Genomic DNA, 24,778 nt, shown 5'->3' with positions numbered 1-24,778 from the left:
CCGTTCCCGCCGGTCCGGCCGGACCGGCGGGCTTCAGCTTCTCCTGCCTCGGCATCAGCATGCTCGATAAACTCGCCTTGCTTGGCTTCGGTCCCGGCGGCTGGGGCTGGGCCCTGTTGCAGGGGGCCGGCGTCACCATCTCGATCGCGCTCGCGACGCTGCCCTTCGGCCTGGCGCTCGGCCTCCTCGTCGCGCTCGGCAAGCGCTCGGACAGCACGCTGCTGCGCGCTATCGCCACGCTCTACACCACGATCTTCCGCGGCGTGCCGGAACTGCTCACGCTCTACATCATCTATTTCGGCGTGCAGCTCCTGCTCCAGCATCTGTGGGTGAATCTCGGCCTGCCCGGCTCCTTCAGCATGCCGCCCTTCGTAGCCGGGATGATCGCGCTCGGCGTCGTCCTCTCCGCCTTCTCCAGCGAGGTCTGGGTCGGCGCGTTGAACTCGATCCAGAAGGGCCAGCGCGAGGCCGCCGCGGCGCTGGGCCTCAGCAAGGCGCAGGCCTTCCGCCTCGTCGTGCTGCCGCAGCTCATCCGTGTCGCGCTGCCCGGGCTCGGCAACAACTGGATGGTGTTGCTCAAGGAGACCTCGCTGGTCTCGGTCATCACCCTGCCGGACATCATGTTCATCACCACCCGCGCCAATGTGGTGACCAAGGAGCCGTTCCTGTTCTTCGGAGCGGCGATGCTGATCTACCTGATCTTCTCGCTGATCTCCGCCAGTGCGATCGACCGGATGGAACGGCGCGCCAACCGCGGCTTCGCCGCCTTCGGGGGCGCGACGCGATGAACTGGTGCGAATATCCCGGTCATATCCTGGGCAGCGAAGTCCTGCAGAACTACGGCTGCCGGATGGCGACCGGCCTCTGGGTCACGGTCGAGCTCGTGGTGATCTCGGTGCTGATCGGCTTCGCCATGGCACTGGGGCTCGCCATCGCGCGGCTTTACGGGCCACGCTGGGTGCAGGTGGCCGTCAACGGCTACACCACCTTCTTCCGCGGCACGCCGCTGCTCTGCCAGCTCTTCCTGGTCTATTACGGCCTCGGCCAGTTCCGTGTCTTCTGGCAGGATACCGGGCTGTGGTGGTTCTTCCGCGATCCGTTCTACTGCGCCGCCCTGACCTTCACGGTGAACACCGCCGCCTATCAGGCCGAGATCCTGCGCGGTGCGATCCAGTCCATTCCGCGCGGCCAGTTCGAGGGCGCCGCCTCGCTCGGCTTCCATCGTTGGGCGACCTTGCGGCTCGTCATCCTGCCGCAGGCGATGATCCTCGCCTTGCGCCCGCTCGGCAACGAACTGATCGTGATGATCAAGTCCAGCGCCGTCGCCTCGCTGGTGACGCTGTTCGATCTGATGGGCGCGACGCGGCTCGCCTTCGCACGCTCCTTCGATCTCTCGATCTATCTCTATGCGGCGCTGATCTATCTGGTGCTGGTCGAGATCATCCGGCGCGTCTGGGATCGCATCGAGCTCCGGCTCAGCCGGCATCTGGCGCTGCGCTGAGCTGGTGGAGCCTCAGCCCGGCAGCGTCAGCACGACGGCGCCGCGCGGGGTCGCGACGACGGTGTGCTCGTACTGGACGGTGGGCGCGCAGGGCTCGCTGTAGAGCGTCCAGCGATCGTTGTCGCCTTGCTCCGCCCAGTCCGCACCCAGCGACAGGAACGGCTCGACGGTGAAGACGAGCCCGTTCGTCATGGTCCGGCGCTCGCGCTTGTCGGGCCAGGTCGCGATCTCGGTCGGTTCCTCGTGGAGCGAGCGGCCGACGCCATGGCTCGCCAGGTTGCGCACCAGCGTATAGCCGTTCTTCTCGGCGAAGCGGCCGACCGCCTGGCCGATGCCGGCAAGCGGCTTGCCCGCGCCGACCTGCCCGATTCCGGCCCAGAGTGCGCGCCGGCCGTCGCGGCACAGGCGCTCCAGCTTGGGCTTGACCGGCGGTACGGCGAAGGAAGCGCCCGTATCGCCGAAGAAACCGTCCTTCTCCGCCGAGACGTCGATATTGACGAGATCGCCTGCAAGAATGCGCCGCTCGCCGGGGATGCCGTGGGCGATCTCCTCGTTGACGCTGATGCAGGTCGCGCCCGGGAAGTCATAGGCGAGTTCCGGGGCCGGGCGCGCGCCATGGCGTTCGAGATAGTCGCGGCCGATCGCGTCGAGCTCGGCCGTGGTCATGCCGGGTTCGAGGGCCTTGCCCATGGCGGCGAGCGCGCGGGCCACGATCCCGCCGATCTCCTTGAGCGCCTGCAGTTCGTCTTCGTTCGAAATGGTCATGAACCCGAGCTAAGCCGCCTGCCTCCCGGCTGCAACGGGAAAAGCCGCATGGGCGGCTGGCGCGCATCCGCCTTCCCGACCCGGCTGGCGCGCGCTAAAGCGGGACGGTCTTCGAAGGATAAAAGCGGGAGTTCGGCATGGCCAAAGTCGCATTCATCGGTCTCGGCGTGATGGGATACCCCATGGCCGGCCATCTCAAGGCCAAGGGGCACGAGGTCACGGTCTACAACCGCAACCCGAAGAAGGCTCAGGATTGGGTGGCCCAGCATGGCGGGCTCTCTGCACCGACCCCGGCCGATGCGGCGAAAGGGCAGGAGATCGTCTTCGCCTGCGTCGGCAATGACGACGATCTGCGCTCGGTCACGATCGGCGAGAACGGCGCCTTCGCCGGCATGGAGAAGGGCGCGGTCTTCGTCGACCACACCACCGCCTCCGCCAATGTCGCGCGCGAGCTCGACGCGGCGGCGAAGCAGGGCGGCTTCGGCTTCGTCGATGCGCCCGTCTCGGGTGGCCAGGCTGGCGCCGAGAACGGCGTGCTGACCGTGATGTGTGGCGGCGAGCCCGCAACCTACGCCCGCGTCGAGCCGGTCATCGCGGCTTATGCCCGGATGTGCCGGCTGATGGGGCCTGCGGGCTCGGGCCAGCTCACCAAGATGGTCAACCAGATCTGCATCGCCGGCCTCGTCCAGGCTCTGTCCGAGGGCATCCACTTCGCCAAGCGCGCCGGGCTCGATGTCGAGACGATGCTCGAAGTGATCTCCAAGGGCGCCGCCGGTTCCTGGCAGATGGAGAACCGCGGCAAGACGATGAACCAGGACAAGTTCGATTTCGGCTTCGCCGTCGACTGGATGCGCAAGGATCTCGGCATCGTCCTCGACGAGGGGCGCCGCAACGGTGCGCAGCTCCCGGTGACCGCGCTGGTCGACCAGTTCTACGCCGACGTCCAGAAGATGGGCGGCAATCGCTGGGACACGTCCAGTCTCATCGCCCGGCTGCAGCGCTGAGCGACCGCCGCGCGGCATCCACACTGACGAAACGGGCCCTCACGGGCCCGTTTGCTTTTCGCGCCTGGGAGAATCCGCTCAGGCGTGCTTGTCGAGCTTGAGCTGGGAATCGGGCCGCTTGCGCTGGCGGTGCATGGTGTAGAGGCCGCTGCCGATGATGAGCGCGATGCCGGCGAAGGCCATGCCGTCGGGAATGTCGCCCCAGACGAGATAGCCGATCAGGGCGGCAATCGCGATCACCGCGTAGCGATACTGTGAAACCACGCTGACATCGGAGCGGCGGAAGGCGCTGATGATGCAGAAAGTGCCAGCCGTCACCAGCAGCGAGGCCCCCAGAACGTAGAGCACCTCATGGCGCCAGACGGGCAGCCAGGTCTCGGTCAGGCCGAAACCCGCCCCGAGCAGCCCGACGAGGACCGTGGTGGTCAGCGAAACGACGGTTGAAGGCACTTCCGGACCGATCGTCCGCGTGGCGAGGTCGCGGCCGGCGGTGAAGACCGTGCTGATCAGGGCGACGATCGCCGCCGGGCCGAAGCTGTCGGCACCTGGGCGCACCACGATCAGCACCCCGGCGAAGCCGACGATCAGTGCAAGCGTTCGTCGCCAGCCGACGTTCTCGATCCGCAGCGCGACGGCGAGGATCACGATCAGCAGGGGCGAGGCCATGTTGATCGCGGTCATGGTGGCGAGCGGCAGGAGCCCGAGCGACCAGCTGAACGCCAGTGCACTGGCCGCCTCCAGCAGGCCCCGCAGGATGACCCTTGGCTTCAGCGCCATGGCGAGACGGTCGTTCTCCTTGACGACGAAGACCAGGGCGATGCCGATCGCGACGGCGAAGACGGCGCGTAGCGTCAGGGCCTGCCCGGCGGGGTAGACCTCGCGCGCGAGCTTCATCAGCGTGTCGTTGCAGACGAAGAGCGTCATCGCCGCGAGCATGAAGAGAATGCCGCGGCGGTTGTCGGCTGCGCTGGCCAAGGCGCTATCCTGTCGGGAAAAGTCGCTTACGCGGCAAAGCGGGAGAGCGAAAAGGGCGTGAGATCGAAGGGCGATTGGCCGACGGTCGAGAGATCGGCCAGGATCTCGCCGATCGCGCTGGCGAATTTGAAGCCGTGGCCCGAGCAGGCCGAGGCGAAGACCGCCTGCGGGGCGCCGGGCACTGCGTCGATGATGAAATGCTCGTCCGGCGAGACGGTGTAGACGCAGCCCTTGAGCGTCAGCGGTTCGCCGGCGGCGTCCGGGATATAGCGGGCCAGGCATTCGCGGATCATCGCGACCTGGTTCGGGCTCGGGGTCCGGTCCGGCTCGCGCGGATCCATCGGCTCGCGGCCGAAATGCGGTCCACCGAGCTTGAAGCCGGGGTGCTCATAGAGCGGGAAGCCGTAGAAATTGCCTTCGTCGACATGGAGGATGAAGACGGGGAAGGCGCCCTCGCGGAACAGCTCCGGCCGGCGCGTCGTGAACCAGCCGATCGCTTGCTTGACCGTGTTCACCCGCTGGCCGAGCGCCGGCACGGCGTCGGAGATCCAGCCGCCGGAGGTGATGACGAGGCGCCCGGCGGAATAGGTGCCGCGCTCGGTGCGGACGACGACGCCGCCCTGCGCCGTCGGCGTCCAGTCGAGGAGGGGTTCGTTGGTGCGAATCTCGGCCCCATGCGCCTGGGCCAGCCCGACATGGGCGTAGATCGCCTTCTCGGAGGCGACGAAGCCGCCGTCAGGCTGCCACAGGCCGAGATGGCCGGCCGGAAGCTGGAAGCCGGGGAAGCGGCGCATCACCTCGGCGGCATCGATCACCTCGTGGGTCAGCCCATGGTCGAGGCAGGATTGCAGCGAGGATTCGACCGGGCCGCCACCTTCCGGCGCGAGGTCGAGCGAGCCTGTGACGTGGAGCAGCTTCAGTCCGGCCTGCTCGCCGGTTTCACGCCAGAGCTCATGGGCCCGCCGCACGATCGGCACATATTGCGAGCCCTCGAAATAGGCGAGGCGGATGATGCGGGAGAGCCCGTGCGACGAGCCCATCGTATGGCCGAGGTCGAAGCGCTCCAGGCCGAGCACCTTCAGGCCCCGGCGGGCGAGATGCCAGCACGCCGCCGATCCCATGGCGCCGACCCCGGCGACGATCACGTCATAGCTGTGCTGGCTCATGGCCGATGTTCCAGATGCGGAAAGCCAAGCCATACAGGGCCTTTCGGAGCGGGTCCATTGCGCCGAGGGCAGGGCCGGGGCGCGGTTCGTAGAAGCCTTTGTTAACGGAGCGCCGCAATAAGGTGGGGCGTGACGCTGCGTGAGATCGAGGGGCGCATGACGGGCAGGATTCGGCGCTGGTTCGGCGCCGGGAAGATCGCCGGAACGGACACACCGGTTCCGGCTCTGCCGACGCAGGCCGCCCGGCCCGGATCCGACGTCTTCGTCGTGGACAGCGCGACCGCTTCGGCCGCCGTGGACGATATCGAAGCCGAAATCCTGTCGGCGATGCACAAGCTCACCCGCGAACTTGGCGAGGCGGGCCAGCTTTCCGCCGGCTTCGAGCGGGATTCGCGGACGATCCTTGAAAGCGCCGGCGGCATGCGGGTCGCTGTGGTCTCGGCCAATGAGAATGCCTCCGCTCTGGCGACGGCGAGCCAGCAGGTCTCGGATGTCGCTGAGAAGGTCGATGTCTCGCTCGCCAGCCTGCGCAGCAGGCTCGACGCGGCGGTTTCGCGCGCCGGCGAGGCGACGGTGATGCTCGATGGGCTGGCGGCCGCGACCGGCGAGATCCGCGGCATCGTCGATTCGATCGCCGACATCGCCCGTCAGACCAATCTGCTGGCGTTGAACGCCGCCATCGAGGCCGCCCGCGCCGGAGAGGCCGGGCGCGGTTTCGGCGTCGTCGCTCATGAGGTGAAGTCGCTCTCGATCGAGGTCAGCGAGGCGGCCGAGCACATCCGCGCTCGGGTCGATCGCCTGACCGAGGCGGCGCAGGGCTCGACCGAGATCGTCAACGACGCGCTCCAGATCGTCCGCGAGGTCAATCCGATCATGGGGTTGATCGGCACCGCCTCCCAGGAACAGGCGACGACGACGGCCGAACTCTCCCGCAATGCGCGCGAGACGGCCGATTTCGTCAACGGCGTTGCACGGCGCGCCGACGAAATCGACCGCATCGCGCAGGCCACCATGCTGGAGAGCGAGCAGGTGCGCCGCGCCACCGAACGGGGCGGGCGCCTTGTCGGCAACATGTTGCGGCGCTTCAAGCCGACGCTCAGGCACTCGCCCTTCGCCGACCGCCGCCGCCATGACCGCTTCCCGGCGGCGCGTGGCGCCCGGCTGTCGCTGGGCGATCTCGACATTGCCGGGGAGGTCATCGATCTCGGCCGGGGCGGTGCCCTGTTGGCCGATGCGCCCGAGGCGCGGCGCTGGTCCGGCGCATCCGGCGAGGTCACGATCGACGGGTTGCCGACACTGCCTTGCCGGATGACGGCGGTGAGCGACAAGGGGCTGCACATCGCCTTCGCGCCGGAGGCTGCGGCCGGCAGCGATGCGCTGGCGTTCGCCATGGAAGAGCTCGAACGCAGCTATCGCCCCTTGATCGAGCGCGCCCAGGATTTCGCCCGGCAGATCGGCACGGCGATGGAGGAGGCTCTCGAGCGCGGGCTGACCAGCGAGGCCGAGCTTTTCACGACCCGCTACGCGGCTGTCGAGGGCAGCGAGCCGCGTCAATATCTGAGCCCGAGCCTGCCCGCGCTGGAAGCCGTGCTGCCACCGATCCTGGCTGCGATGCTCGCCAGCGACCCGCGCCTGGCCTTTGCCGTCGTCGGTGACCGCAACGGCTATGTCCCGGTCCACAACGCCGCCTTTTCGCTGCCGCCGCGCGGCGGCGATCCCGCCTGGAATGCGGCCTATGTCCGCAACCGGCGGATATTCGACGACCGCGTCGGCATCGGATTCGGCCGCTCCGTCCGGCCCTTCCTTGCCCAGCGCTCCCACCAGGATGTCGGCCGCGGGCCGGAGATCTTCAGCGAGATCGGCGCTCCCGTCAGGGTGCGCGGCCGTCACTGGGGCGGGGTGAGGACGGCCTACAGGCTCTGATCTGCGGGCGCCTAGAGCCTGTCCCAGCTCACGCTGACGTTCATTTTCCGAAAGGCCTGCTGCCAGAGCGTGGCGGCCTGTTCAAGACGCTGCGGCTCGTAGAGACCCTGTACCTGATGCACGCTCAGCGCCCAGCTCGCGGCGCCGGAGTTCTGCCAGACCTTTGCCAGCAACTGCCTGAGCTTCTCGGGGTCGCGGGCTCCGGCGCCGTTGCCGAAGACGGTATACTGGTTCGAGTTCTGCAGCATGTCGGAGACGAGCAGCAGCTTGCGATCTCCGTTCTCGACCCGGTTCTCGCGGCGTGCCACGACATCGCCGATGGCCTCGACGATCGGCGACTGGTTGCCCTTGCCGGGCTGGGTCAGAATCTTCAGGGCGTCGTCGAGCGGGCGACCGAACTTCTCGACCCATTTGACATATTCGCGGCGCGGATTGCCGATGAACTCGCTTGCCGTCTTGCCCGGGTTGCACAGCGAGATCAGCGCCGGGAAGCCAGGCTCGAACACGTCGTTGAAGACATAGATCGAGAGCATCCGATCGGCCGGCAATTCGTCGCCGACCTGTTTGACCAGCGCCTTGAGGCGCCCGGCCTGGACCTCGCTCCACGGGTCGCTCTTGTCGACGAGGATCAGCGTTTGCCCAACCGGGCCGGTCTTCGGGCAGAGCGTCTCCTGGTCGCGCGGTGGCCCGCGCAGCAGGGAGGGGGCGGCGAAGAAGCCGACGAGGGCGACCCCGGCCAGCAGTGAGGCGACGATCGCCCAGTTCTCGGTCTTCATCTCGGGAGCCTAGCGCGGCATGGCGGCGAATTCCTCGGCCGCCTGCTTCTGCGCCGCCTCGTCGCGCTCGAAGGCCTCGCGCCCGGCCTGCGCTGCGCGCAGCTTCACCTGCTCGACCTCGCCGGCGAGGTCGATGCCGCGCAGCAGCACGAGCCTGTCCTTCAGCGTCGCCTCGATCAGTGCCGGCATCGTGCCGAGCTGCTGCTCGAAATCCTCCATCTGGCGGCGTGCGGCGACATATTCCGGCAGTTCGCTGGGCTGGTCGATCTCGGCGAGGTTGAGGCTTTGCGCGAAATAGGCCGGCGGCAGATCGGTGCGGACACGCAGATTGGCCTCGCGATATTGCATCATCGCCGCGTCCTTGGCGGCGCGCAGCTGCCCGAGACGGGAGACGTAGAGATCGCGCGCCTTCTCGGCCTTGGCCTTCAGGCCCTGGAGCTTGCCGAGCTCGTCGCGGCAATCCTCGCGGAAGCCGTCGATCTGCGTCCTCAGCGCCTCCAGCTCCGGCAGCAACTCGCCGTCGAGCCGGCGCCGCTCCTCCTCGACCGCTCCCCAGCGCTGGCGCCAGCGCTTATAGGCGGCGGCATGGCCCGGATAGCTGCCGAAGGCCGAATAGCCCTTGGTCGCCGAGACGAAGGCGACGATGCAGCCGATGATGACGAGCGCCACCGATTTCAGATCGTAGATGGCGAAGGGGTTCTCCAGCATGCGCGGCATCACCTGGAAGGAGCGCGCATCGGGATTGGCGATCAGCATCTCGCGGTAATGGCCGACGGCCAGATTGAACAGCACGATCAGCGCGATCATGCCGGCATAGGCCGGCAGCGCCCAGAACAGATGCGAGCTCTTCACATGCTGGCAGTAGCGCGCGGGGCCGACGCCCATGAAGAAGCCGAGCGAGATGTTGAGCGCCGAGATGATGACGGCCGTCGCCGCGCCGCCGACCAGGCCGAAATCGCTGGCCTCGGCGAAGAAGTTGCCGTTGAGCAGGCTTTCGATCACCAGCGGCACGACGAGGAAGAACAGGATGAACTGCCATTTGTCGAGCTTGGGATCGGCCCGGCGCTTGTTCTCGTAGTTGAAGAAGGCGTATTCGCGCTTGGCCCGCAGCGCGTCGTAGACGCGTTGCTCCAGCTCGCTGCCATGCTTGTTGAGGGCGGCGCGCATCGTCGCTTCGACGCTGCGCACGCGCCCCTCGAAGCGCTGTTGCGTGAACAATTCGCGCCGGCCGGCGATCTCGGCCTGGAGCGCGTTGAGGCTCGCCGCCGCCTCTTGCCGGATCGTGGTGAAATGCTCGCGGGCCCGCGCGATCAGCGTCTGCTCGGTCTGCGACAGCATCGTCGCATGAGCCGGTGGTTGGTTCTCGACCGCGTCGCTGGCGCCGTGATGCCCGGCCTTGACCGACTCGGCGAGGTGATGCGCCGTCATCGGGGCGATGCTGCTGCGCCGTTGCGGCTCGGCGCTGCCGTTCTCATTCGCCATGGGCGGACCGCATCAGGAAGTGGCGGGCGTCGACGACGTCGACCCAGAAATCGCGGAAGCCGGGATAGGCCGGCCGCAGATAGGTGCGCTCGAACCAGACCGTCAGCGTGACGAGACCGGCCGTGCCCAGCACGGGCAGGATCGTGCCGGCGAAAGCGGCGGTTTCGAACTCCCAGAGCCGCCACGCCAGGCCGGCGAGCGCGAAGGCGCTGGCGATCGCAAGCAGGGCGAGCATGCAATGCCGCCCGGTGTCATAGGCGAGCTGCAGGCCGGCCGTCATCAGCGTGACCGCGAAGGCGGCGGTGAGCTCCAGCACCGCAAGTCCCGCGATGAGGCCGGCGATCGTCGCACCGATCCCGGTCGGCGAGGCGGGCAGGAGCACGGCATGCACCCCGCGGCCGGTCGACCAGCCGAGATAGAGGCAGAAGAGCAGGGTCGCTGCGACGAGGATGGCGACAAGCGGAGTTTCCCACTTGAGCCGTGCAGCCATGATGAGGAGCCGGGCTGCGTGGGTCTGCCGCGCAGCTTCGTAGAGCGCGCTGCCGGCCGCGTGCAGCCGGCGTGCCCCAACCTGAATTACTGAACGCAAACGCCCCGCCATGGCCCGACGGTTACCGCATTCGCCCGGCCGGTCAAGGGAAGGCGGGGAGCGTCAGCCGCCCGTCACGCTCATGTGCCGGCCGACCGCAGGCTTGTCGTGGCGGCGGTCGATGACGAAGTCGTGGCCCTTGGGCTTGCGTGCGATCGCCTCGTCCATCGTGCGGAAGAGGAGGGCATCGTCCTTCGAGGACCGTACGGCGGCGCGCAGATCGGCTGCGTCCTCCTGGCCGAGGCACATGTAGAGCGTACCGGTGCAGGTCAGGCGCACGCGGTTGCAGCTCTCGCAGAAATTATGGGTCATGGGCGTGATGAAGCCGACGAGGCCGCCGGTCTCCTTGACGCGGGCATAGCGCGCCGGTCCGCCGGTCCGGTACGGGTCGTCGACCAGCGAATACTTCTCCGCGAGGTTGCCACGCACCACCGAGAGCGGCAGGTACTGGTCGATGCGCCCGACCTCGATCTCGCCCATCGGCATGACCTCGATCAGGGTCAGGTCCATGCCGAGGCCGTGCGACCAGAGCATCAGCTGTTCGATCTCGCCGTCATTGACGCCCTTCAGCGCCACGGCGTTGATCTTGACGCGGATGCCGGCCTTGCGCGCCGCCTCGATGCCGCCGAGCACGACGTTGAGGTCGCCGCGGCGGGTGATCTCGCGGAACTTGTCGGCATCGAGGGTATCGAGCGACACGTTGACGCGGCGCACGCCGTAGCCGGCGAGCTCGTCGGCATATTTGTGCAGCAGCGAGCCATTGGTGGTCAGCGTCAGTTCATCGAGCGCGCCGGAGGTGAGGTGGCGCGAAAGCGAGCGGAACAGGCTCATGATGTCGCGGCGCACCAGCGGCTCGCCACCGGTGAGTCGCAGCTTGCGCGTGCCGCGCGCGACGAAGGCGCTGGCGATGCGGTCGAGCTCCTCCAGCGTCAGCAGCTCCTTGCGCGGCAGGAACTGCATGTTCTCGGCCATGCAATAGACGCAGCGGAAATCGCAGCGATCCGTCACCGAGATGCGCAGATAGGAAATCGTGCGGCCGAACGGGTCGACCAGCGGCGCCCGCGTCAGCGGCTTCATGTCGTCGAGCAGCACGTCTGCCTCAACTCCGGCTGCGGCGCCCGCTCCGCACGGGATGCAGGCGCTTCTTCACATTGCTATAGCGAGACATTGGCACCGATGCGCCGAAGGTCAAGCGCATGGCTGCTACCCGCGACGAAAGGAGGCGCACGATCATGTCATCCTGGCCGACCGAGATCCGTCTCGCCAAGGACCGCCGCACGCTGCACGTCACCTTCGACGACGGCGCGAGCTTCGCGCTTCCCGCCGAGCTCCTGCGGGTCGAGAGCCCTTCCGCCGAGGTGCAGGGCCATCATCCGAGCCAGAAGACGATCGTCCCCGGCAAGGCCACGGTGGAGATCCTGAGAGTCGAGCCGGTCGGGCATTATGCGGTCAGGCTGGGCTTCGACGACATGCACGACACGGGCATCTATGCCTGGGATTATCTGCGCGAGCTTGGCGAGCAGATGGGCGAGAAGATGCGCGCCTATGAGGCGGCGCTCGCCGAGAAAGGGCTTTCGCGGGAGAGGGGGCGATAAGCTGGGAAGGGCAGCTTTGGGCCGATTGCAGACGTCGCGCGACCCCGCCATTCTGGCGGCGCATCTGCCGTTATAGGGATTTCGAGAGATGGCCATCGAGCGCGATAGGCATGGCGCCCCGACCGATCCAGCACTTAAGGCTGGCTGGCACCTTCTATGTCTATGGTTTGAACATGAGCCGCCGTTTGCGGATGAAAAGGGCGTTCTACACTTTGAACACTACGCATCCGGAGCTCGCGAGGGTGTAGCAGGTTACCTTGAAGAACTCGGCCTCGGGGTCAATCAAGGGTGGACGTTCATGCCCAATACAGCAGGTATCGAGCTATTGGGATTTCTCGCCGAACCGGTCAAAGGCGGCCGCAAGCCCGTGGGATGGGAAACGGTATATAATGATCCCAAAGAGACGCACGGGGGCCGGGAATAACGTTGCCGATATCGGCTTCTGCAACGGGTCGTGAGCAGACGTTTAGGCCTTCCAAGGTCCTTCAAGATGGGGCAGGCGCGTCCACACGCTAGAGATCTCCGGGGGGCGCCACCACGCTTCGATGATCTCCAGCGGAACCATTGTGGCACTGATGCCCGTGCATCGTGGCTCTATAGGATCCGGGGGGTCAATGTGATGATAAGGTGGGTCGTCTGATAAATCTCCAATCTGGCTTCCATCTGAAGCTATTAGCCCAGGGGTATTGCCAGCTACACCGACGAGAAAGGGCTTTCTGCAATATTGGCAATGCACCGAAACGAGCACTGCGGCAGAGGCGTAGACGCTCGTATCGTTCGGACGAAACTGGCCATATCTTGGAACGCCATTGCACCACCACAGAGGTGGTTGGGCGATGCGCTTCGTGATGTCATCGTAAGATACGTACATGGTGATATTTGGAGCGAAAAATCTAGCCGCTAGCAAGACCCGAGGGTCTGTTATGGTTCGAAAGCGGACCTAGCTTTTGACATTGCGAGGGGTGCGCTGCCTCTTAAATTGTTCCTCTTCTCTGGCGCATGGAGAGGACATGCCGTTTCAAGGCATTGTTGTCGAACCTGTAGAACTGGCAAAATTGGCTCGCGCTTTCGACGCAGCTTGGATGGCGGTGAACAGCGTTAACACCGTCTGGGGTCAGCAGCAGAGGCGGGCGAGAGCCCGCTTAGCAGCCATCATTCTTGATCTTTGGAGGGAAGATCCCGCTCAGGCATTGAGCGCCGGCGCTGTCGAGCGCTTCCTCGCATCGGACACGGGCATCGGCGCTTCGTAGTCGTGGCGGATGACCACTACGGGTCGGAAGCTGGCCTTGCCGCAAACTTATCCCCGCCTGTCGGGGCATGGCTATTCTGGGGTCACCTCGTCCCCGAGGGGCAGCCATCCGGAGGTATGCCGTTGGCGGGGCGAGGTCGGCGCCTGCGGGTGGAGTTACGATCCACTCCCGGGAGGCTTCGGGGCACCGCCCTGGGGACATTACGATCCCTGTGCGAGGAGCTCGCTGGACGGGTTGGCGGAAGCGGCCCTGTCCGACACCGCGGTGTGGCGCACCCTTTGGGGCGTTGAGGCCGCAGGACGGCATGGCTGGCCCGCCCGCCCTTATAAGCGCGGCTCGGAGTCTGAAAATCGCCGAAGGCGGAGCGCCACGGGGCGTGCGGAAGGTGGCTCAATCCTTCCGCGCCGCGTCCTGGCTCAATGGACGCGGCCCGATACAACCTGCGCCTCGCGGCGCTCCGCTGCCCCTCATCCCGGACGAACGCGGCAACGCGGGCGGCCGAAAGCTTGTGTGCGCGAGCCGCCAGGCGCACGCCTCCAAAGAAAAAGGCCGGCGTCGCCGCCGGCCTTTGAAATCTCTGCCGTTGGCGCCGCTCAGCGCGCGACGACCACGCGGGTGCCAACCTTGGCGCGCTCGTAGAGATCGATCACGTCCTCGTTCAGCATGCGGATGCAGCCCGAGGAGACAGCCTGGCCGATCGTCTCCGGCTCGTTCGAGCCGTGGATGCGGTAAAGGGTCGAGCCGAGATAGAGGGCCCGCGCCCCGAGCGGGTTGTCCGGACCGCCGGCCATGTGGCGCGGCAGGTCGGGGCGGCGCTTCAGCATCGAAGCCGGCGGCGTCCAGCCAGGCCATTCGGCCTTGCGGGTGATGGAATGGGCGCCGGCCCAGTCGAAGCCGGGGCGACCGACGCCGACGCCGTAGCGCACGGCCTTGCCGTCCGGCAGCACGAAATAGAGGCGCCGTTCGGTGGTGTTGATGACGATGGTGCCCGGCCGCTGCCTGGTCTGGTACTCGACGACTTCGCGCGGGATGGCGGTGGCCTGGGCCTTCGCCGGGTCGACATACTGGACCAGCGGCTGGCGCGTGAGCGGATCGATTTCGGCGCGGGCGGCAGTGCCCAGAGCGAGCAGGCCAAGGCCGGCAAGCACGGCCAGACGGGTAGGACGGAGCATCGGAAGGACCTCGGACGATCGGTGGCGCTGGGCACGAAGTTGACATGGAAAAGTCAACGTCTCCTCAATGTCCTGTCAGACTCATTTGGGCCGTGCAATTGCGCCGCCATCACATCGATGAGAGCGGCCGAGCTTTGCTTTGGCCCGTTGCGCCCCTGCAACATTGCCGCCGGTTGCAAGGGGTGCCGGCTCAGCTTCTCAGCACGACGCAGGCGCCCCGGTCGGCCTGGATGCGGCGGCACAGCGCGGTGGCTTCGGCCCGCGTCGCGGCCGGCAGACGGACCCGGTAGAACGCCCGCGTGCCGCGGCTTCGCAGCCTCGTGCCGATCACCATCGGCTGCAGGTTGCCGATGATGCCGCGATGGCGCGCGCCGGCGCGCCGGAAGGAAGCGAGCGCCCGCGCCTTCGAGAAATTGCCGGCAAGCTGCACGCCCCAGGGCGCAAAGGGTGCTTCCGCGATGGCGGGAAGGGCAGGCCGCGCCCGGCGGATCGCGACGAGGGTCGGCGCACAGGTCGCTTGCGGATCGGACGTCACCGCCAGCGGAGGCGGCGAGCGCCCGTCGCCATTGGCGGTGTTCTCCGCATCCTCCGCCCAATCCTCGACGGAGTGGCCGGTGACGGCGAGGACGTAGTTCTCGGTCTCGAAGGGCAGGAAACGGCTCTGCTTCGCCTTCCGGGCGGCGAGCCAGGCCGCGACCCGGTTCGGCCCGCCATTGTAGCCGGCGGCCGCCAGCCCCCAATTGCCGAAGCGGTCATGCAGCTCCGCCAGGAAATGGGCGGCCTTCGGGACGGCCTGCTCGGGGTCGAAGGGGTCGATGAGCCCGCGCTCGCGGGCCGTGCCGGGCATGAACTGCGCGACGCCCTGCGCGCCGGCCGGGCTGGTGACGCCGGGCCGGAAGCTCGATTCCTGGAAGATCAGCCGCGTCAGGAAGGCGGCTGGGACGGAATGCGTCCGCGCCGCGTCGTCGATCAGCCGGCAGAGCGCATCCTCGATGCCGGAGGAGGGCGTGGCGACCTCCTCGGCAGCGGCCGGCGCGAAAGCGGACAGCGCTGCCGCGAGCAGCAGCGCGGCGAGGAGTCCGACCGGGCAGGGCAGGCGGGAAGGCTTCCGAGGCATCGCTGGCTTCTCGCATGTCCCGCTTGTCGCAGCCAGCCGTGACACGCATGCGGTTGTTCTGCGGGGTCTGCCTGTGCGAAGACGCGGCTGACGCGGCCGGCCCGGCGGTCGCCCGGCGAGGAGCAGAATGCCCGATATGGCGAAAGCCTGGATTGCCTGGTCGCGATGGTTCCTGCTGGCGGCGCTGGTCTTCGCCGGGCTGCTCTTCGCCTTCGTCGCGGCGCTCGATCCTTTCGGCATGCGCGTTCAGGCTGGGCAGTCGGCCCGGCCGATCATGGATATCAACCAGCGCTACATGTACCCGCAGCTGGTCCGCTCGGGCGCCTTCGACGCGGCTGTGGTCGGCTCGTCCACCATGCGCTTGATCGATCCCCAGGCGCTGTCCCGCGATCTCGGCGCTCGCTTCGTCAACCTCGCCATGAACGCCGCTACGCCCTGGGAGCAGACCCAGACCGTGCGGCTCTTCCGCGAGCACACGCCGGCGCCGCGCTGGCTGATCTGGGGGCTCGACACGAACTGGTGCGAGGCCGACGCCACCGACCCGGCCAAGCGCCTGACGCCGCGACCGGTGCCGGCCTGGTTTTCCCGCGAAGTGCGCTGGTTCGACTGGCTGAAGCTGATGAACCTGACCAATCTCGAGATCGCCAGCCGGTTGTTCGCGTATCGCCTGGGACTCGGTCCCGAGCGCATCCGCGGCGACGGCTACGAGGTCTTCACTCCGCCCGAGGCGAGCTACGATCTCGCTCGCGCTCGCGGCCACATCTACGAGAACAATGGCGGCGTACCGCTGGACCTGTCGCCCTTGCCGCCGATGCCGGTGCCGCCGGCCGAGCGAGCGGGCTGGCGTTTCCCGGCCCTGGGCTGGCTCGACGAGGCGCTCGCCGCCTACCCGAAATCGACGCGCCTGATGCTGGTCATGCCGCCCTCGCATGTTGCCGCCTTCCCGCGCGAGGGGAGCGTTGCCGGCCAGCGCTATGCCGCTTGCAAGGCTGGGATTGCCGCGGCGGCCCGGCGTTATGGTGCGACCATGGTGGATTATGCCCATGCTTCGCCGGTGACGACGCAGGACGCCAATTACTGGGACAATCTCCACTTCCGCCTGCCGATCGCGCAGCGCGTCGAGGAAGAACTCGTCGGTGTCGCGAAAGGCGACGCAGCCCTGCCCGACGGCGCAGCGCGCGTCATGCGATAGACCTGTCGCTCTGGGGGCGAAGCTCAATCGGCCATCACGGACTCGACGCCTTCAGGCGCGGGTTTCGAACACAGGATCTCGGCGAGTTCGTGTGCCGGGGCGCTGTAGTCGGCAGGGTGCAGCCCATCGGCCATGACACTGCTCCTCGCCTCGCCGAAGAGCTTGCTCCTGAGCGCCCGCCATGGGTCGACATAGAGGCAGCCACCGGACGAGCACATGGCCTTCAGGCGCTGCGAATAGATGCGGACGGCCTCCGGATCGAACTGCCCGATCGCTTCGCCGCCGAGCGGCGGGATCGCCGTCACCACGACCTGGCGAAACAGCGCGATCGTTCGCTGCATCTCGGCGGCCCAGTCGTCGACCCGTCGCAACGGCTCGTGCTTGCGGAGAATGTCGTTGCTGCCGACGACGAGGAGGACGCGCGAAGGTTCGGTCGGTATCGGCAGTCTCGACAGCTGAGATCGGACGTCATGGGCCTTGAGGCCCTTCACCGCGACGTTCACGCTATTGCAGGGCAGGTGCAGCGCGGCGGCGTGCGAATCCCCGGCGAGCAGCACGAAACCGCTCGGAGCCCGCGCCAGCTCCGCGGCCATCGCCGGAAGGGCCGCCGCGGCGATGGCTTTCGCCGAGGGAGCCTTGCCGGTGCTTCGATAGGCGATGAGGCCGGCAGCAGCCAACGCAGTTGCGGCCAATGCGATCAACATGCGTCGTTTCAGGACGCTGCGGCGCAGGGCAAAACGAAGATCCATTGCGAGTGGTCGGCGATCCGGGCGATCAGGTTGGCCTTGACGCATCCCGGCCCAGCCGGCTGCGTTGTCACCTGCTCAAACCGGCCGTGGCGGCGCATCCCCCGGCAGGGTGACGGCCGACAGATGTCCCGCCTGGCCGACGGCGATTGACGAACGTTCCGCAGTGCCGCATCAGCGAGGAGCGGGTTGGGGCGATTTCATGTTGGATACGAATGAGTTCGGCGATGCCGTGGCCATGCTCTACGAGGCTGCGGCGGTGCCTGAGGTGTGGCCGACGGCGATCGCACGGCTCGCCCAGATCGCGGGCTGTACCGGTGGGCTCCTGTTCGCCCATTCCAATCAGGGCACCAACTGGGTGGCTTGCAAGGAGTTCGCGCCGGTTTTCGAGCGCTTCATGGAACAGGGCTGGATGAACCGGAATGCCCGCATGGCCGGGTTGCTGGCGCATGGAGGCACCGGCTTCGTCACGGATCACGATCTCTTCCAGGACGAAGCTCTCGCCGATACCGCCATGTATCGAGATTTCCTCTATCCGGAGGGCTATGGCTGGGGAACGGCGACGCATGTCCGTTCCTCGTCGGGCGACAACATCGTCTTCACGCTGGAACGCAAATTCGATCTCGGCCCCGTCGCCCGGCGGGAGGTTGAGGTCCTCGACAGCAACCGTCCGCATCTGGCCAGGGCGGCGGTCCTGGCTTCCAAGCTCCAGATGCAGCGTGCCCAGGCCAGCCTCGATTCCTTCGAGCGGGCGGGATCGCCCGCCGCGCTGGTCGGCGCCCGCGGCAACGTCATGGCCACCAACCCCGGCTTCGAGACGCTTCTGAAACAGGTTCTGATCCGCGCCTGGGACCGGATCGCCCTCGATGACGAGCGTGCGAATGCGCTGCTCCAGAAGGCTCTGTCCGAACTGGCTCTGGACCGGCTCGGCGACATCCGCTCGATTCCGATTCCGCGCAAGGACGACAGCCCGGCCTTCATCATCCACGTGCTGCCGATCCGCCGGCAGGCGCTCGACATCTTTTCACGTGCGCAGGCGATGCTGGTCGTCACGGTCTCGGACCGGGCGCTGCGGATCGAAGCTTCGCTGCTCTGCGAGCTCTATGATCTGACGCGTGGCGAGGCCGCCGTGGCCACTCGGATCCTCGATGGCCGTTCCATCAACGAGATCGCGGTGGAGCGCCGTGTTTCGCGCGAGACCGTTCGCTCCCAGGTCAAGAACGTCCTTGCGAAGACGGGCTGCCAGTCCCAGGCCGACTTCATCCGGAGGCTGGCGCCGCTGGCGATGTGACCGGGGCGCGGGAACCGGTGCCGCGCGCTCATTCGCACGCTGCAACAAATTTCAGGAAAGTCCGGAGAAAATGGTGGGCGATACAGGGATCGAACCTGTGACCCCTCCCGTGTGAAGGGAGTGCTCTACCGCTGAGCTAATCGCCCGGACGGGCCTCTCCTAGTCGGCGCGCCGGGTGCCGTCAAGAACGGTTCTGCACTCAGGACGCGATGGCCACCGGATCGAGCGCGCGGGCGACGGCGGACGGCAGCTCGTCGAAGTGCTGGATGACGAAATCCGGCTCCAGCGTTTCGATCGGCGCATCGGTATAGCCGAAAGGCACGCAGATCGACGGAATGCCGGCGGCACGCGCGGTCGCGATGTCCGTGCGCGAATCGCCGATCATTACGGCCCGCTTCGGGTCGCCCTTCGCCATCTCGATGGTCAGGGTGAGGTGCCGCGGGTCGGGCTTGAAATAGGGGAAGGTGTCGCGCCCCGCCACTGCGGCGAAGCGCTGGGCGATGCCGAAATGATCGAGGATCAGCCTGGTGTGCAGGATCGGCTTGTTGGTGCAGACGGCGAGTGCATAGCCCTCGCCCGTCAGGCGATCCATCGCGCCGAGGATGCCGTCGAACAGATAGCTGTTGGAGGCCACGTCCTGCGCATAGATCGCCAGGAAGTCCTGGAACAGCCGCTCCAGCGTCTCCGCATCGAGCGGGCGGCCGGAAACCTTGAAGCCCCGCTCGATCAGTGCCTTCGCGCCGGCGCCGACCAGTTCGCGCGCCCGCTCCAGCGGCAGGGCGGCGAGGCCTTCCCGCTCGAGGATGACGTTCAGCGTGCGCATGATGTCGGGCGCTGTCTCGGCCAGGGTGCCGTCGAGATCGAAGACGACGATGGGGGAGAGGCTCATGGTCGCGATATCCTTGGCTGCCGAAGCGCGCGGTATGCGACCGCTTAAAGGTTCTTCGGCGCGGCTTGGCAAGGGTGGCGGGCGCAACCCGGCCAGACCGGCCTCAAATCCGGGATGCTTGGTGCTATCCTGCCGGCGATTCGTCGCTTGTCTTGCGGCAGGGAACCTTGTGATGTCGAAGATGCTCGATCGTTTGCGGCGCGGCTGGCGCGCCCTGCGCTGGTCTTTCCTGCCGCTCGCCGTCGCAGGCCCGGCGCTCGCGGGCAATTTCGAATTCGCGCCGGCGCCGCAGAACGACCTCAACCGTGTCTACCGCGTCGATCGCGCGACCGGCGAGGTTGGCGCCTGCCAGTTCCAGCTCAAGGAAGGTGGTGTCGGCATCACCATCTGCTTCCCGGCCGGTGAGGGCGCAGGCCCGCAGACGCCGAGCGAATACGGATTGATGCCCTCCCGCCACGAGAAGGAAGGCGGCATCTTCCGCGTCAATCTGCGCACCGGCGAGATGAGCATCTGCTACGTCTTCGACGACAAGACGGTGTGCACGCCCCAGGGGAAATAGCGCGAGACCGGGGAGGGCAGCTCCTGAGGGCTGGACTCTCTGGCTCCGGCACGGCAGGACGGCGCCGCTATCCGCTTCGGATGGGCCTGATCTCCTGCAATCCCCCAACTGCCCGGGTAGAACCATGAACGCCGACGAACTGAAGAGGCAGGCCGCGGCCCGCGCGCTCGAACTGGTGCGGCCCGGCATGCGGCTCGGCCTCGGAACGGGCTCGACCGCCAAGCATTTCGTCGACCTGCTCGGCCGTCGCGTCGCGGAAGGGCTCGACGTGATCTGCGTCGCGACCTCCGAGGCGACGCAGGCCCAGGCCCTCTCCCTGAACATCCCGATGTCGACGCTCGACGAGACGCCGGCGCTCGACCTGACGGTCGACGGCGCCGACGAGGTCGATCCGCAATTGCGCCTGATCAAGGGCGGTGGTGCCGCGCTGCTGCGCGAGAAGATCGTCGCGGCGGCTTCCGCGCGCATGATCGTGATCGCCGATGACGGCAAGCTCGTGCCGACGCTCGGCCGCTTCCCGCTGCCGATCGAGGTCGTGCCCTTCGGGCTGGAAGCGACGCGGCGGGCGGTTGTGGCCGCGATCGCAGCGTCGGGGGCCGCCGGGAAGCTGACCTTGCGGACCCGGCCGGACGGCGACACGCTCGTGACCGATGGCGGGCATTTCATTCTCGACGCCCATCTCGGTGCCATAGAGCGGCCCGAATTATTGGCTCAGGCTCTGAACATGGTTCCGGGCGTGGTCGAACATGGCCTGTTCATCGGCCTCGCCTCGGGGGCCATTTTGGCAGGCGCTGACGGGCTCCGGCTGCTCGGCCAGGTGGAGTGATTCCATTCCGGTGCGATCCACGCTAAGGAACGCATGAACGCGGCTCGCGGAGCCGGAGGCGCAGCCGGGCTCCTGGCCGCTTCCTCAAAGACAAGGGGTTTTGAATCGATGGTCCGCCATTCTCTCGCCAGCGCGTTTCTCGGCCTGGCGCTGCTCTGCGCCGCTCCCGCTTTCGCGCAGGCTCCGGCAACGACTCCGAGCCATCTGCAGGCGGCGCGCGAGGTCATGGACCTGACCGGCGTCACGCAGAGCATCACGGGCATCTACAAGGAATTCGAGGACAACGCGCCGTCGCTCATCACGACGCGGCCGGAGCTGAAGAAGGACGTGGACGCGATCGTCGCCGAGCTGAAGCCGGAGGCCGACAAGCGTGCCGAGGAGATGGCGAAGCTGACGGCAGAGGCCTTCGCCCGGAAGATGTCCGAGGCCGACCTCAAGGGCGTCGCCGATTTCTTCAAGTCGCCGCTCGGCCAGACCTATTCGAAAATGCGCGTCGAGGCGATGAACGACATCGTTCCGGTGCTGCAGCCCTGGAGCGTCCAGACCAGCAACTACCTGTTCGACCGCCTCGCGCAGGAGATGCGCAAGCGCGGCCATACGCTCTGAGGCACGCTCGCCGCGGCCCGAAAGGTAAATTGCCGTTTCGGAGGTGCCGGCTGCGATGACGATGTCATGGATCGTGGCTGCCACGCCCGGTTGGCGCGGGGCCTGATCGAAACCACGAAGGGCCGGCGGATCATCCGCCGGCCCTTCGCGCAACAGGAACCCGGGATGCTTCGCGCAGGGCCTGATTGCGTCCCGACCCGACGGAGAGTCTCGTCATGACACGTGAAACCGTTCTCGTGACCGGGGGCTCCGGCTTCGTGGCCGGTCACTGCATCCTGGCTCTGCTGCAGGCGGGCTATGCCGTGCGTGCCAGCTTGCGTTCCCCGGAGCGCGAGGCCGCGTTGCGGGCGGCGCTTGCGGTGCCGGGGCTCGATATCGGCGAGCGCTTGCAGGTCGCTGTCGCGGATCTGCTGGCGGATGACGGCTGGGATCAGGCTGCCGCCGGATGCTCCTTCGTGCTCCACGTCGCTTCGCCGCTCTTCACGGCAGCGCCGAAGAACGAGGAAGACCTGATCCGCCCGGCGCGTGAGGGAACCTTGCGCGTCCTGCGTGCCGCGTGCCGGGCCGGCGTCCGCCGCGTGGTGCTGACCTCGTCCTTCGCAGCGGTCGGCTATGGTCGCTCGCTGCGGCGCCCCTATGACGAGCGGGATTGGACGGATCCGGCCGCGCCCGGCCTTGCCGCTTACCCCAAGTCGAAGGCGCTGGCGGAGCGGGCGGCCTGGGAATTCGCCGACGGCGAGGGGCAGGGGATGGAACTGGCCGTGGTCAATCCGGTCGGGATCTTCGGCCCCTTGTTGAGCTCCGATCTCTCGCCCTCGACCATGCTGGTGAAGGGCTTGCTGGAAGGGCGGCCGCCTGCGCTGCCGCAGCTCATGTTCGGTGTCGTCGACGTCCGCGACGTGGCCGACCTCCATCTGCGCGCCATGGTCGATCCGGCTGCGGCGGGCGAGCGCTTTCTCGCGGTTGCCGGCGACTTCATGACGATGCAGGAGATCGCGTTGGCGCTGAAGGCTGGTCTTGCGGAGCGCGCGCACCGGGTTCCCACGCGGGTACTGCCGAACTGGCTGGTCCATGCCGTGGCCCGCTTCAGCGCGACTGCGCGGCTGGCGGCGACGCCCGAGCTCGGGCGTCGCAAGAATGCGACCAGCGCCAAGGCGCAGACCATGCTCGGCTGGCAGCCGCGGCCGGCAGCGGAGGCGCTGCTGGCGACCGGCGAGAGCCTGTTCCGCCTCGGCCTCGTCAAATAGAGCGCGTCATCCTGAGAGGCAGATCGTTCCGGTCCGGAGGATCTGCCTGATCAGGTCGGCTCCTAGTCTTCCGACGCCTTGAAGCGGTTGAGACCCTTCATCACGAACGGCGCCACCAGGGCGAGGAAGGCGATGCCGAGCAGGGTTGCCGAGATCGGATTTTCCAGCAGGATCATCGGGTCGCCGAGGCTGATCTGCAGCGCGCGCCGAAGCTGGGCTTCCGCCATCGGGCCAAGGATGAGCCCGACCACCATCGGCGCCACGGGATAGTCGTAGCGGCGCATCAGGTAGCCGATGAAGCCGAAGGCGAAGAGCATCGTCAGCTCGACCGGCGAACCGTTGACCGCAAGCGTGCCCATCGTCGCGAAGACGAGGATGCCGGCATAGAGCCAGGGTTGCGGGATCGCGAGCAGCCGGACCCAGAGCCCGATCAGCGGCAGGTTCAGGATCACCAACATGACGTTGGCGATGAACAGCGAGGCGATCAGGCCCCAGACCAGGTCGGGCTTCTCGGCGAAGAGCAGCGGACCGGGATTGAGCCCGTATTGCTGGAAGCCGGCCAGCATGATCGCGGCCGTCGCCGAGGTGGGCAGGCCGAGCGTCAGCAGCGGCACGAGCGTGCCGGCCGCCGAGGCGTTGTTGGCGGCTTCCGGCCCGGCGACGCCCTCGATCGCGCCCTTGCCGAACTCATCCGGATATTTGCAGAGCTTCTTCTCGGTCGAGTAGCTCAGGAAGGTCGGCACCTCGGCGCCGCCGGCAGGCAGGGCGCCGATCGGGAAGCCGAAAGCGGTACCGCGCAGCCAGGGCGCCCAGGAGCGCTTCCAGTCCTGCTTGGTCATCCACAGCGAGCCCTTGATCGGGATGATCTCTTCCGGGTCGCGGAAGCGCTTGGAGGCGACGTAGAAGGCTTCGCCCACGGCGAAGAGGCCGACGGCCAGCGTCGTCACCTCGACACCGTTGAGCAGCTCCGGCACGCCGAAGGTCAGGCGCGCCTGGCCGGTCAGCTTGTCGATGCCGATGAGGCCGAGCGTGATGCCGAGGAACAGGCTGGTGAGCCCCCTGAGTGGCGAGTCGCCAAAGGTCGCCGAGACGGTGACGAAGGCGACGATCATCAGCGCGAAATAATCCCAGGGACCGAATTTCACCGCGACCTCGACCAGCCACGGCGCCAGGAAGGCGAGGCCGATCGTGGCGATGAGACCGGCGACGAAGGAACCGATCGCGGAGGTCGCCAGTGCCGGGCCGCCGCGGCCGGCCTTCGCCATCTTCGAGCCTTCGAGCGCAGTCGCGAGCGAGGCACTCTCGCCCGGCGCATTGAGCAGGATCGCGGTGGTCGAGCCGCCATACATGCCGCCGTAATAGATGCCGGCGAACATGATCAGGGAGCCGCCGGGGTCGAGCTTGAAGGTCACCGGCAGCAGCAGGGCCACGGTCAGCGCCGGGCCGATGCCCGGCAGCACGCCGACAGCGGTGCCGAGGAAGACACCGATCAGGCAGAACAGCAGCTTGGACGGCTCGAAGGCGACGGTGAAGCCGTGGAGCAGGGAGAGCAGGGTATCCATGGCCGGGCTCTCCTCAGAGGAACAGGCGTTCGAGCGGGCCCGACGGCAGGATCAGCGTCAGGAGCTTGGCGAAGGTGAGGAAGATCGCGAGGCCGAGCACGAAGCCGATGGCGAGATCGACGGCAAAAGCCTGCCGGCCCATGCCGCGTGCGGTGCAGGCGAAGAGCAGGGCGATGGCGATGATGAAGCCGCCGTCGAGCGCGATGCAGCCGATCAGGCAGACCAGGCCGGCGACGATCCAGAGCAGCGCCTTGTTGTCGGCGGCGTCCGGCTTGGGCAGTCCGCCGCGGAAGGCCACGATGAAATGGGACAGGCCCAGGATGACGAGCCCGCAGGTTACGACATAGGGCATCGCGGTCGGTCCGATGCCGTAATTCGACGTGATCGTCTGCTGGGAGGCGTCGTAACCGACGAAGAAGGCGACGACCAGCAGCAGCACGCCCACGATCAGGGCCGGCTTGTCCGCGCCTTGCGCGCGAGTCTCGTTCGTCATGGCGATTCCGGGCGGTGTGCGGCGCCGGAGCGGCGCATCAGACGGTGAAGAA

General features: G+C 67.2%; 26 protein-coding genes and 1 tRNA gene. 13 read left to right on the top strand and 14 right to left on the bottom strand.

Going from position 1 to position 24,778, the window contains the following annotated elements:
• The first annotated feature begins 59 nt into the window (after positions 1-59).
• Complete coding sequence (locus CE453_RS20295) at positions 60-788, top strand: ABC transporter permease (protein ID WP_089176221.1); 729 nt, start codon at positions 60-62, stop codon at positions 786-788.
• On the top strand, positions 785-1,501 hold the full coding sequence (locus tag CE453_RS20290; protein ID WP_089176220.1) for an ABC transporter permease: 717 nt from the start codon (positions 785-787) through the stop codon (positions 1,499-1,501). The genes CE453_RS20295 and CE453_RS20290 overlap by 4 nt, the downstream gene beginning before the upstream one ends.
• 12 nt (positions 1,502-1,513) lie before the next feature.
• Here CE453_RS20290 and map read toward each other — a convergent pair whose 3' ends face one another.
• Positions 1,514-2,266, bottom strand: a complete 753-nt coding sequence (gene map, locus CE453_RS20285; RefSeq protein WP_089176219.1) for a type I methionyl aminopeptidase — start codon at positions 2,264-2,266, stop codon at positions 1,514-1,516.
• Positions 2,267-2,403: 137 nt separating this feature from the next.
• On the opposite strand from map, the gene CE453_RS20280 reads away from it, so the two are divergent.
• Positions 2,404-3,270, top strand: coding sequence for an NAD(P)-dependent oxidoreductase (locus CE453_RS20280; protein WP_089176218.1), 867 nt, complete (start codon positions 2,404-2,406; stop codon positions 3,268-3,270).
• Between the two features lie 78 nt (positions 3,271-3,348).
• Here the strand turns inward: CE453_RS20280 and CE453_RS20275 are convergent, their stop codons facing one another.
• Together CE453_RS20275 and solA are read right to left on the bottom strand one after the other, a co-directional pair.
• Positions 3,349-4,245 carry a DMT family transporter gene (locus CE453_RS20275; protein ID WP_089176217.1) on the bottom strand — a complete coding sequence of 299 codons (897 nt, stop codon included), beginning with the start codon at positions 4,243-4,245 and terminating at the stop codon, positions 3,349-3,351.
• 26 nt (positions 4,246-4,271) lie between these two features.
• Positions 4,272-5,411 (bottom strand): N-methyl-L-tryptophan oxidase, encoded by a 1,140-nt coding sequence (gene solA, locus CE453_RS20270; RefSeq protein ID WP_089176216.1) that lies wholly within the window; start codon positions 5,409-5,411, stop codon positions 4,272-4,274.
• A 156-nt stretch (positions 5,412-5,567) separates the two neighbouring features.
• On the opposite strand from solA, the gene CE453_RS20265 reads away from it, so the two are divergent.
• The gene (locus CE453_RS20265; RefSeq protein WP_157733127.1) at positions 5,568-7,334 is read left to right on the top strand and encodes a methyl-accepting chemotaxis protein; all 1,767 of its coding nucleotides are present in this window, start codon (positions 5,568-5,570) and stop codon (positions 7,332-7,334) included.
• A gap of 11 nt (positions 7,335-7,345) precedes the next feature.
• On the opposite strand, the gene CE453_RS20260 is transcribed toward CE453_RS20265, so the two are convergent.
• From CE453_RS20260 to moaA, 4 genes are all read right to left on the bottom strand, one after another.
• On the bottom strand, positions 7,346-8,110 hold the full coding sequence (locus CE453_RS20260; RefSeq protein ID WP_089176214.1) for a hypothetical protein: 765 nt from the start codon (positions 8,108-8,110) through the stop codon (positions 7,346-7,348).
• Between the two features lie 9 nt (positions 8,111-8,119).
• Positions 8,120-9,592, bottom strand: a complete 1,473-nt coding sequence (locus tag CE453_RS20255) for a hypothetical protein (RefSeq protein WP_089176213.1) — start codon at positions 9,590-9,592, stop codon at positions 8,120-8,122.
• The gene (locus tag CE453_RS20250) at positions 9,582-10,082 is read right to left on the bottom strand and encodes a hypothetical protein (RefSeq protein WP_089176212.1); all 501 of its coding nucleotides are present in this window, start codon (positions 10,080-10,082) and stop codon (positions 9,582-9,584) included. Before CE453_RS20250 ends, CE453_RS20255 begins: the two co-directional genes overlap by 11 nt.
• A 162-nt stretch (positions 10,083-10,244) precedes the next feature.
• Complete coding sequence (gene moaA, locus CE453_RS20245; RefSeq protein ID WP_089178042.1) at positions 10,245-11,258, bottom strand: GTP 3',8-cyclase MoaA; 1,014 nt, start codon at positions 11,256-11,258, stop codon at positions 10,245-10,247.
• A gap of 152 nt (positions 11,259-11,410) precedes the next feature.
• Here moaA and CE453_RS20240 point away from each other — a divergent pair, with 152 nt between their 5' ends.
• The 3 genes from CE453_RS20240 to CE453_RS28720 all read left to right on the top strand — a co-directional run bounded on the left by CE453_RS20240 (position 11,411) and on the right by CE453_RS28720 (position 13,026).
• Positions 11,411-11,776, top strand: coding sequence for a gamma-butyrobetaine hydroxylase family protein (locus CE453_RS20240; RefSeq protein ID WP_089178041.1), 366 nt, complete (start codon positions 11,411-11,413; stop codon positions 11,774-11,776).
• An 88-nt stretch (positions 11,777-11,864) separates the two neighbouring features.
• On the top strand, positions 11,865-12,200 hold the full coding sequence (locus CE453_RS28725) for a hypothetical protein (RefSeq protein ID WP_157733126.1): 336 nt from the start codon (positions 11,865-11,867) through the stop codon (positions 12,198-12,200).
• A gap of 586 nt (positions 12,201-12,786) precedes the next feature.
• Complete coding sequence (locus tag CE453_RS28720; protein WP_157733125.1) at positions 12,787-13,026, top strand: hypothetical protein; 240 nt, start codon at positions 12,787-12,789, stop codon at positions 13,024-13,026.
• Between the two features lie 593 nt (positions 13,027-13,619).
• Here the strand turns inward: CE453_RS28720 and CE453_RS20235 are convergent.
• Entirely contained in the window at positions 13,620-14,198 is a 579-nt protein-coding gene (locus CE453_RS20235; RefSeq protein WP_089176211.1) for a L,D-transpeptidase, read from the bottom strand.
• 190 nt (positions 14,199-14,388) lie between these two features.
• Positions 14,389-15,315, bottom strand: a complete 927-nt coding sequence (locus CE453_RS20230) for a lytic transglycosylase domain-containing protein (RefSeq protein ID WP_089176210.1) — start codon at positions 15,313-15,315, stop codon at positions 14,389-14,391.
• A 136-nt stretch (positions 15,316-15,451) separates the two neighbouring features.
• Here CE453_RS20230 and CE453_RS20225 point away from each other — a divergent pair, with 136 nt between their 5' ends.
• Complete coding sequence (locus tag CE453_RS20225) at positions 15,452-16,507, top strand: hypothetical protein (RefSeq protein ID WP_157733124.1); 1,056 nt, start codon at positions 15,452-15,454, stop codon at positions 16,505-16,507.
• 23 nt (positions 16,508-16,530) lie between these two features.
• Here CE453_RS20225 and CE453_RS20220 read toward each other — a convergent pair whose 3' ends face one another.
• Positions 16,531-17,211 (bottom strand): SGNH/GDSL hydrolase family protein, encoded by a 681-nt coding sequence (locus CE453_RS20220; RefSeq protein ID WP_089176208.1) that lies wholly within the window; start codon positions 17,209-17,211, stop codon positions 16,531-16,533.
• Between the two features lie 244 nt (positions 17,212-17,455).
• Here CE453_RS20220 and CE453_RS20215 point away from each other — a divergent pair, with 244 nt between their 5' ends.
• Complete coding sequence (locus CE453_RS20215; RefSeq protein WP_089176207.1) at positions 17,456-18,544, top strand: helix-turn-helix transcriptional regulator; 1,089 nt, start codon at positions 17,456-17,458, stop codon at positions 18,542-18,544.
• Positions 18,545-18,615: 71 nt separating this feature from the next.
• Here the strand turns inward: CE453_RS20215 and CE453_RS20210 are convergent.
• Together CE453_RS20210 and gph are read right to left on the bottom strand one after the other, a co-directional pair.
• A tRNA-Val gene (locus CE453_RS20210) sits at positions 18,616-18,690 on the bottom strand.
• 53 nt (positions 18,691-18,743) lie between these two features.
• Positions 18,744-19,433, bottom strand: a complete 690-nt coding sequence (gph, locus tag CE453_RS20205) for a phosphoglycolate phosphatase (protein ID WP_089176206.1) — start codon at positions 19,431-19,433, stop codon at positions 18,744-18,746.
• A 181-nt stretch (positions 19,434-19,614) separates the two neighbouring features.
• Here gph and CE453_RS20200 point away from each other — a divergent pair, with 181 nt between their 5' ends.
• The 4 genes from CE453_RS20200 to CE453_RS20185 all read left to right on the top strand — a co-directional run bounded on the left by CE453_RS20200 (position 19,615) and on the right by CE453_RS20185 (position 22,671).
• Entirely contained in the window at positions 19,615-19,992 is a 378-nt protein-coding gene (locus CE453_RS20200) for a hypothetical protein (protein ID WP_248308140.1), read from the top strand.
• Between the two features lie 124 nt (positions 19,993-20,116).
• Positions 20,117-20,818 (top strand): ribose-5-phosphate isomerase RpiA, encoded by a 702-nt coding sequence (gene rpiA / locus CE453_RS20195; RefSeq protein ID WP_089176205.1) that lies wholly within the window; start codon positions 20,117-20,119, stop codon positions 20,816-20,818.
• A gap of 108 nt (positions 20,819-20,926) precedes the next feature.
• Positions 20,927-21,424, top strand: coding sequence for a DUF2059 domain-containing protein (locus CE453_RS20190; RefSeq protein ID WP_157733123.1), 498 nt, complete (start codon positions 20,927-20,929; stop codon positions 21,422-21,424).
• A gap of 215 nt (positions 21,425-21,639) precedes the next feature.
• Positions 21,640-22,671, top strand: coding sequence for an SDR family oxidoreductase (locus CE453_RS20185; RefSeq protein ID WP_089176203.1), 1,032 nt, complete (start codon positions 21,640-21,642; stop codon positions 22,669-22,671).
• Positions 22,672-22,733: 62 nt separating this feature from the next.
• Here CE453_RS20185 and CE453_RS20180 read toward each other — a convergent pair whose 3' ends face one another.
• Positions 22,734-24,233: a tripartite tricarboxylate transporter permease gene (locus tag CE453_RS20180; RefSeq protein ID WP_089176202.1), complete on the bottom strand. Its 1,500-nt coding sequence runs from the start codon at positions 24,231-24,233 to the stop codon at positions 22,734-22,736.
• A 13-nt stretch (positions 24,234-24,246) separates the two neighbouring features.
• On the bottom strand, positions 24,247-24,726 hold the full coding sequence (locus CE453_RS20175; protein WP_089176201.1) for a tripartite tricarboxylate transporter TctB family protein: 480 nt from the start codon (positions 24,724-24,726) through the stop codon (positions 24,247-24,249).
• Positions 24,727-24,778 lie beyond the last annotated feature (52 nt).

This window comes from Bosea sp. AS-1, assembly GCF_002220095.1.
Lineage (GTDB): Bacteria > Pseudomonadota > Alphaproteobacteria > Rhizobiales > Beijerinckiaceae > Allobosea.
Note: the sequence above shows the minus strand (reverse complement) of the source record. Positions and strands in the feature narration are given on the sequence as shown.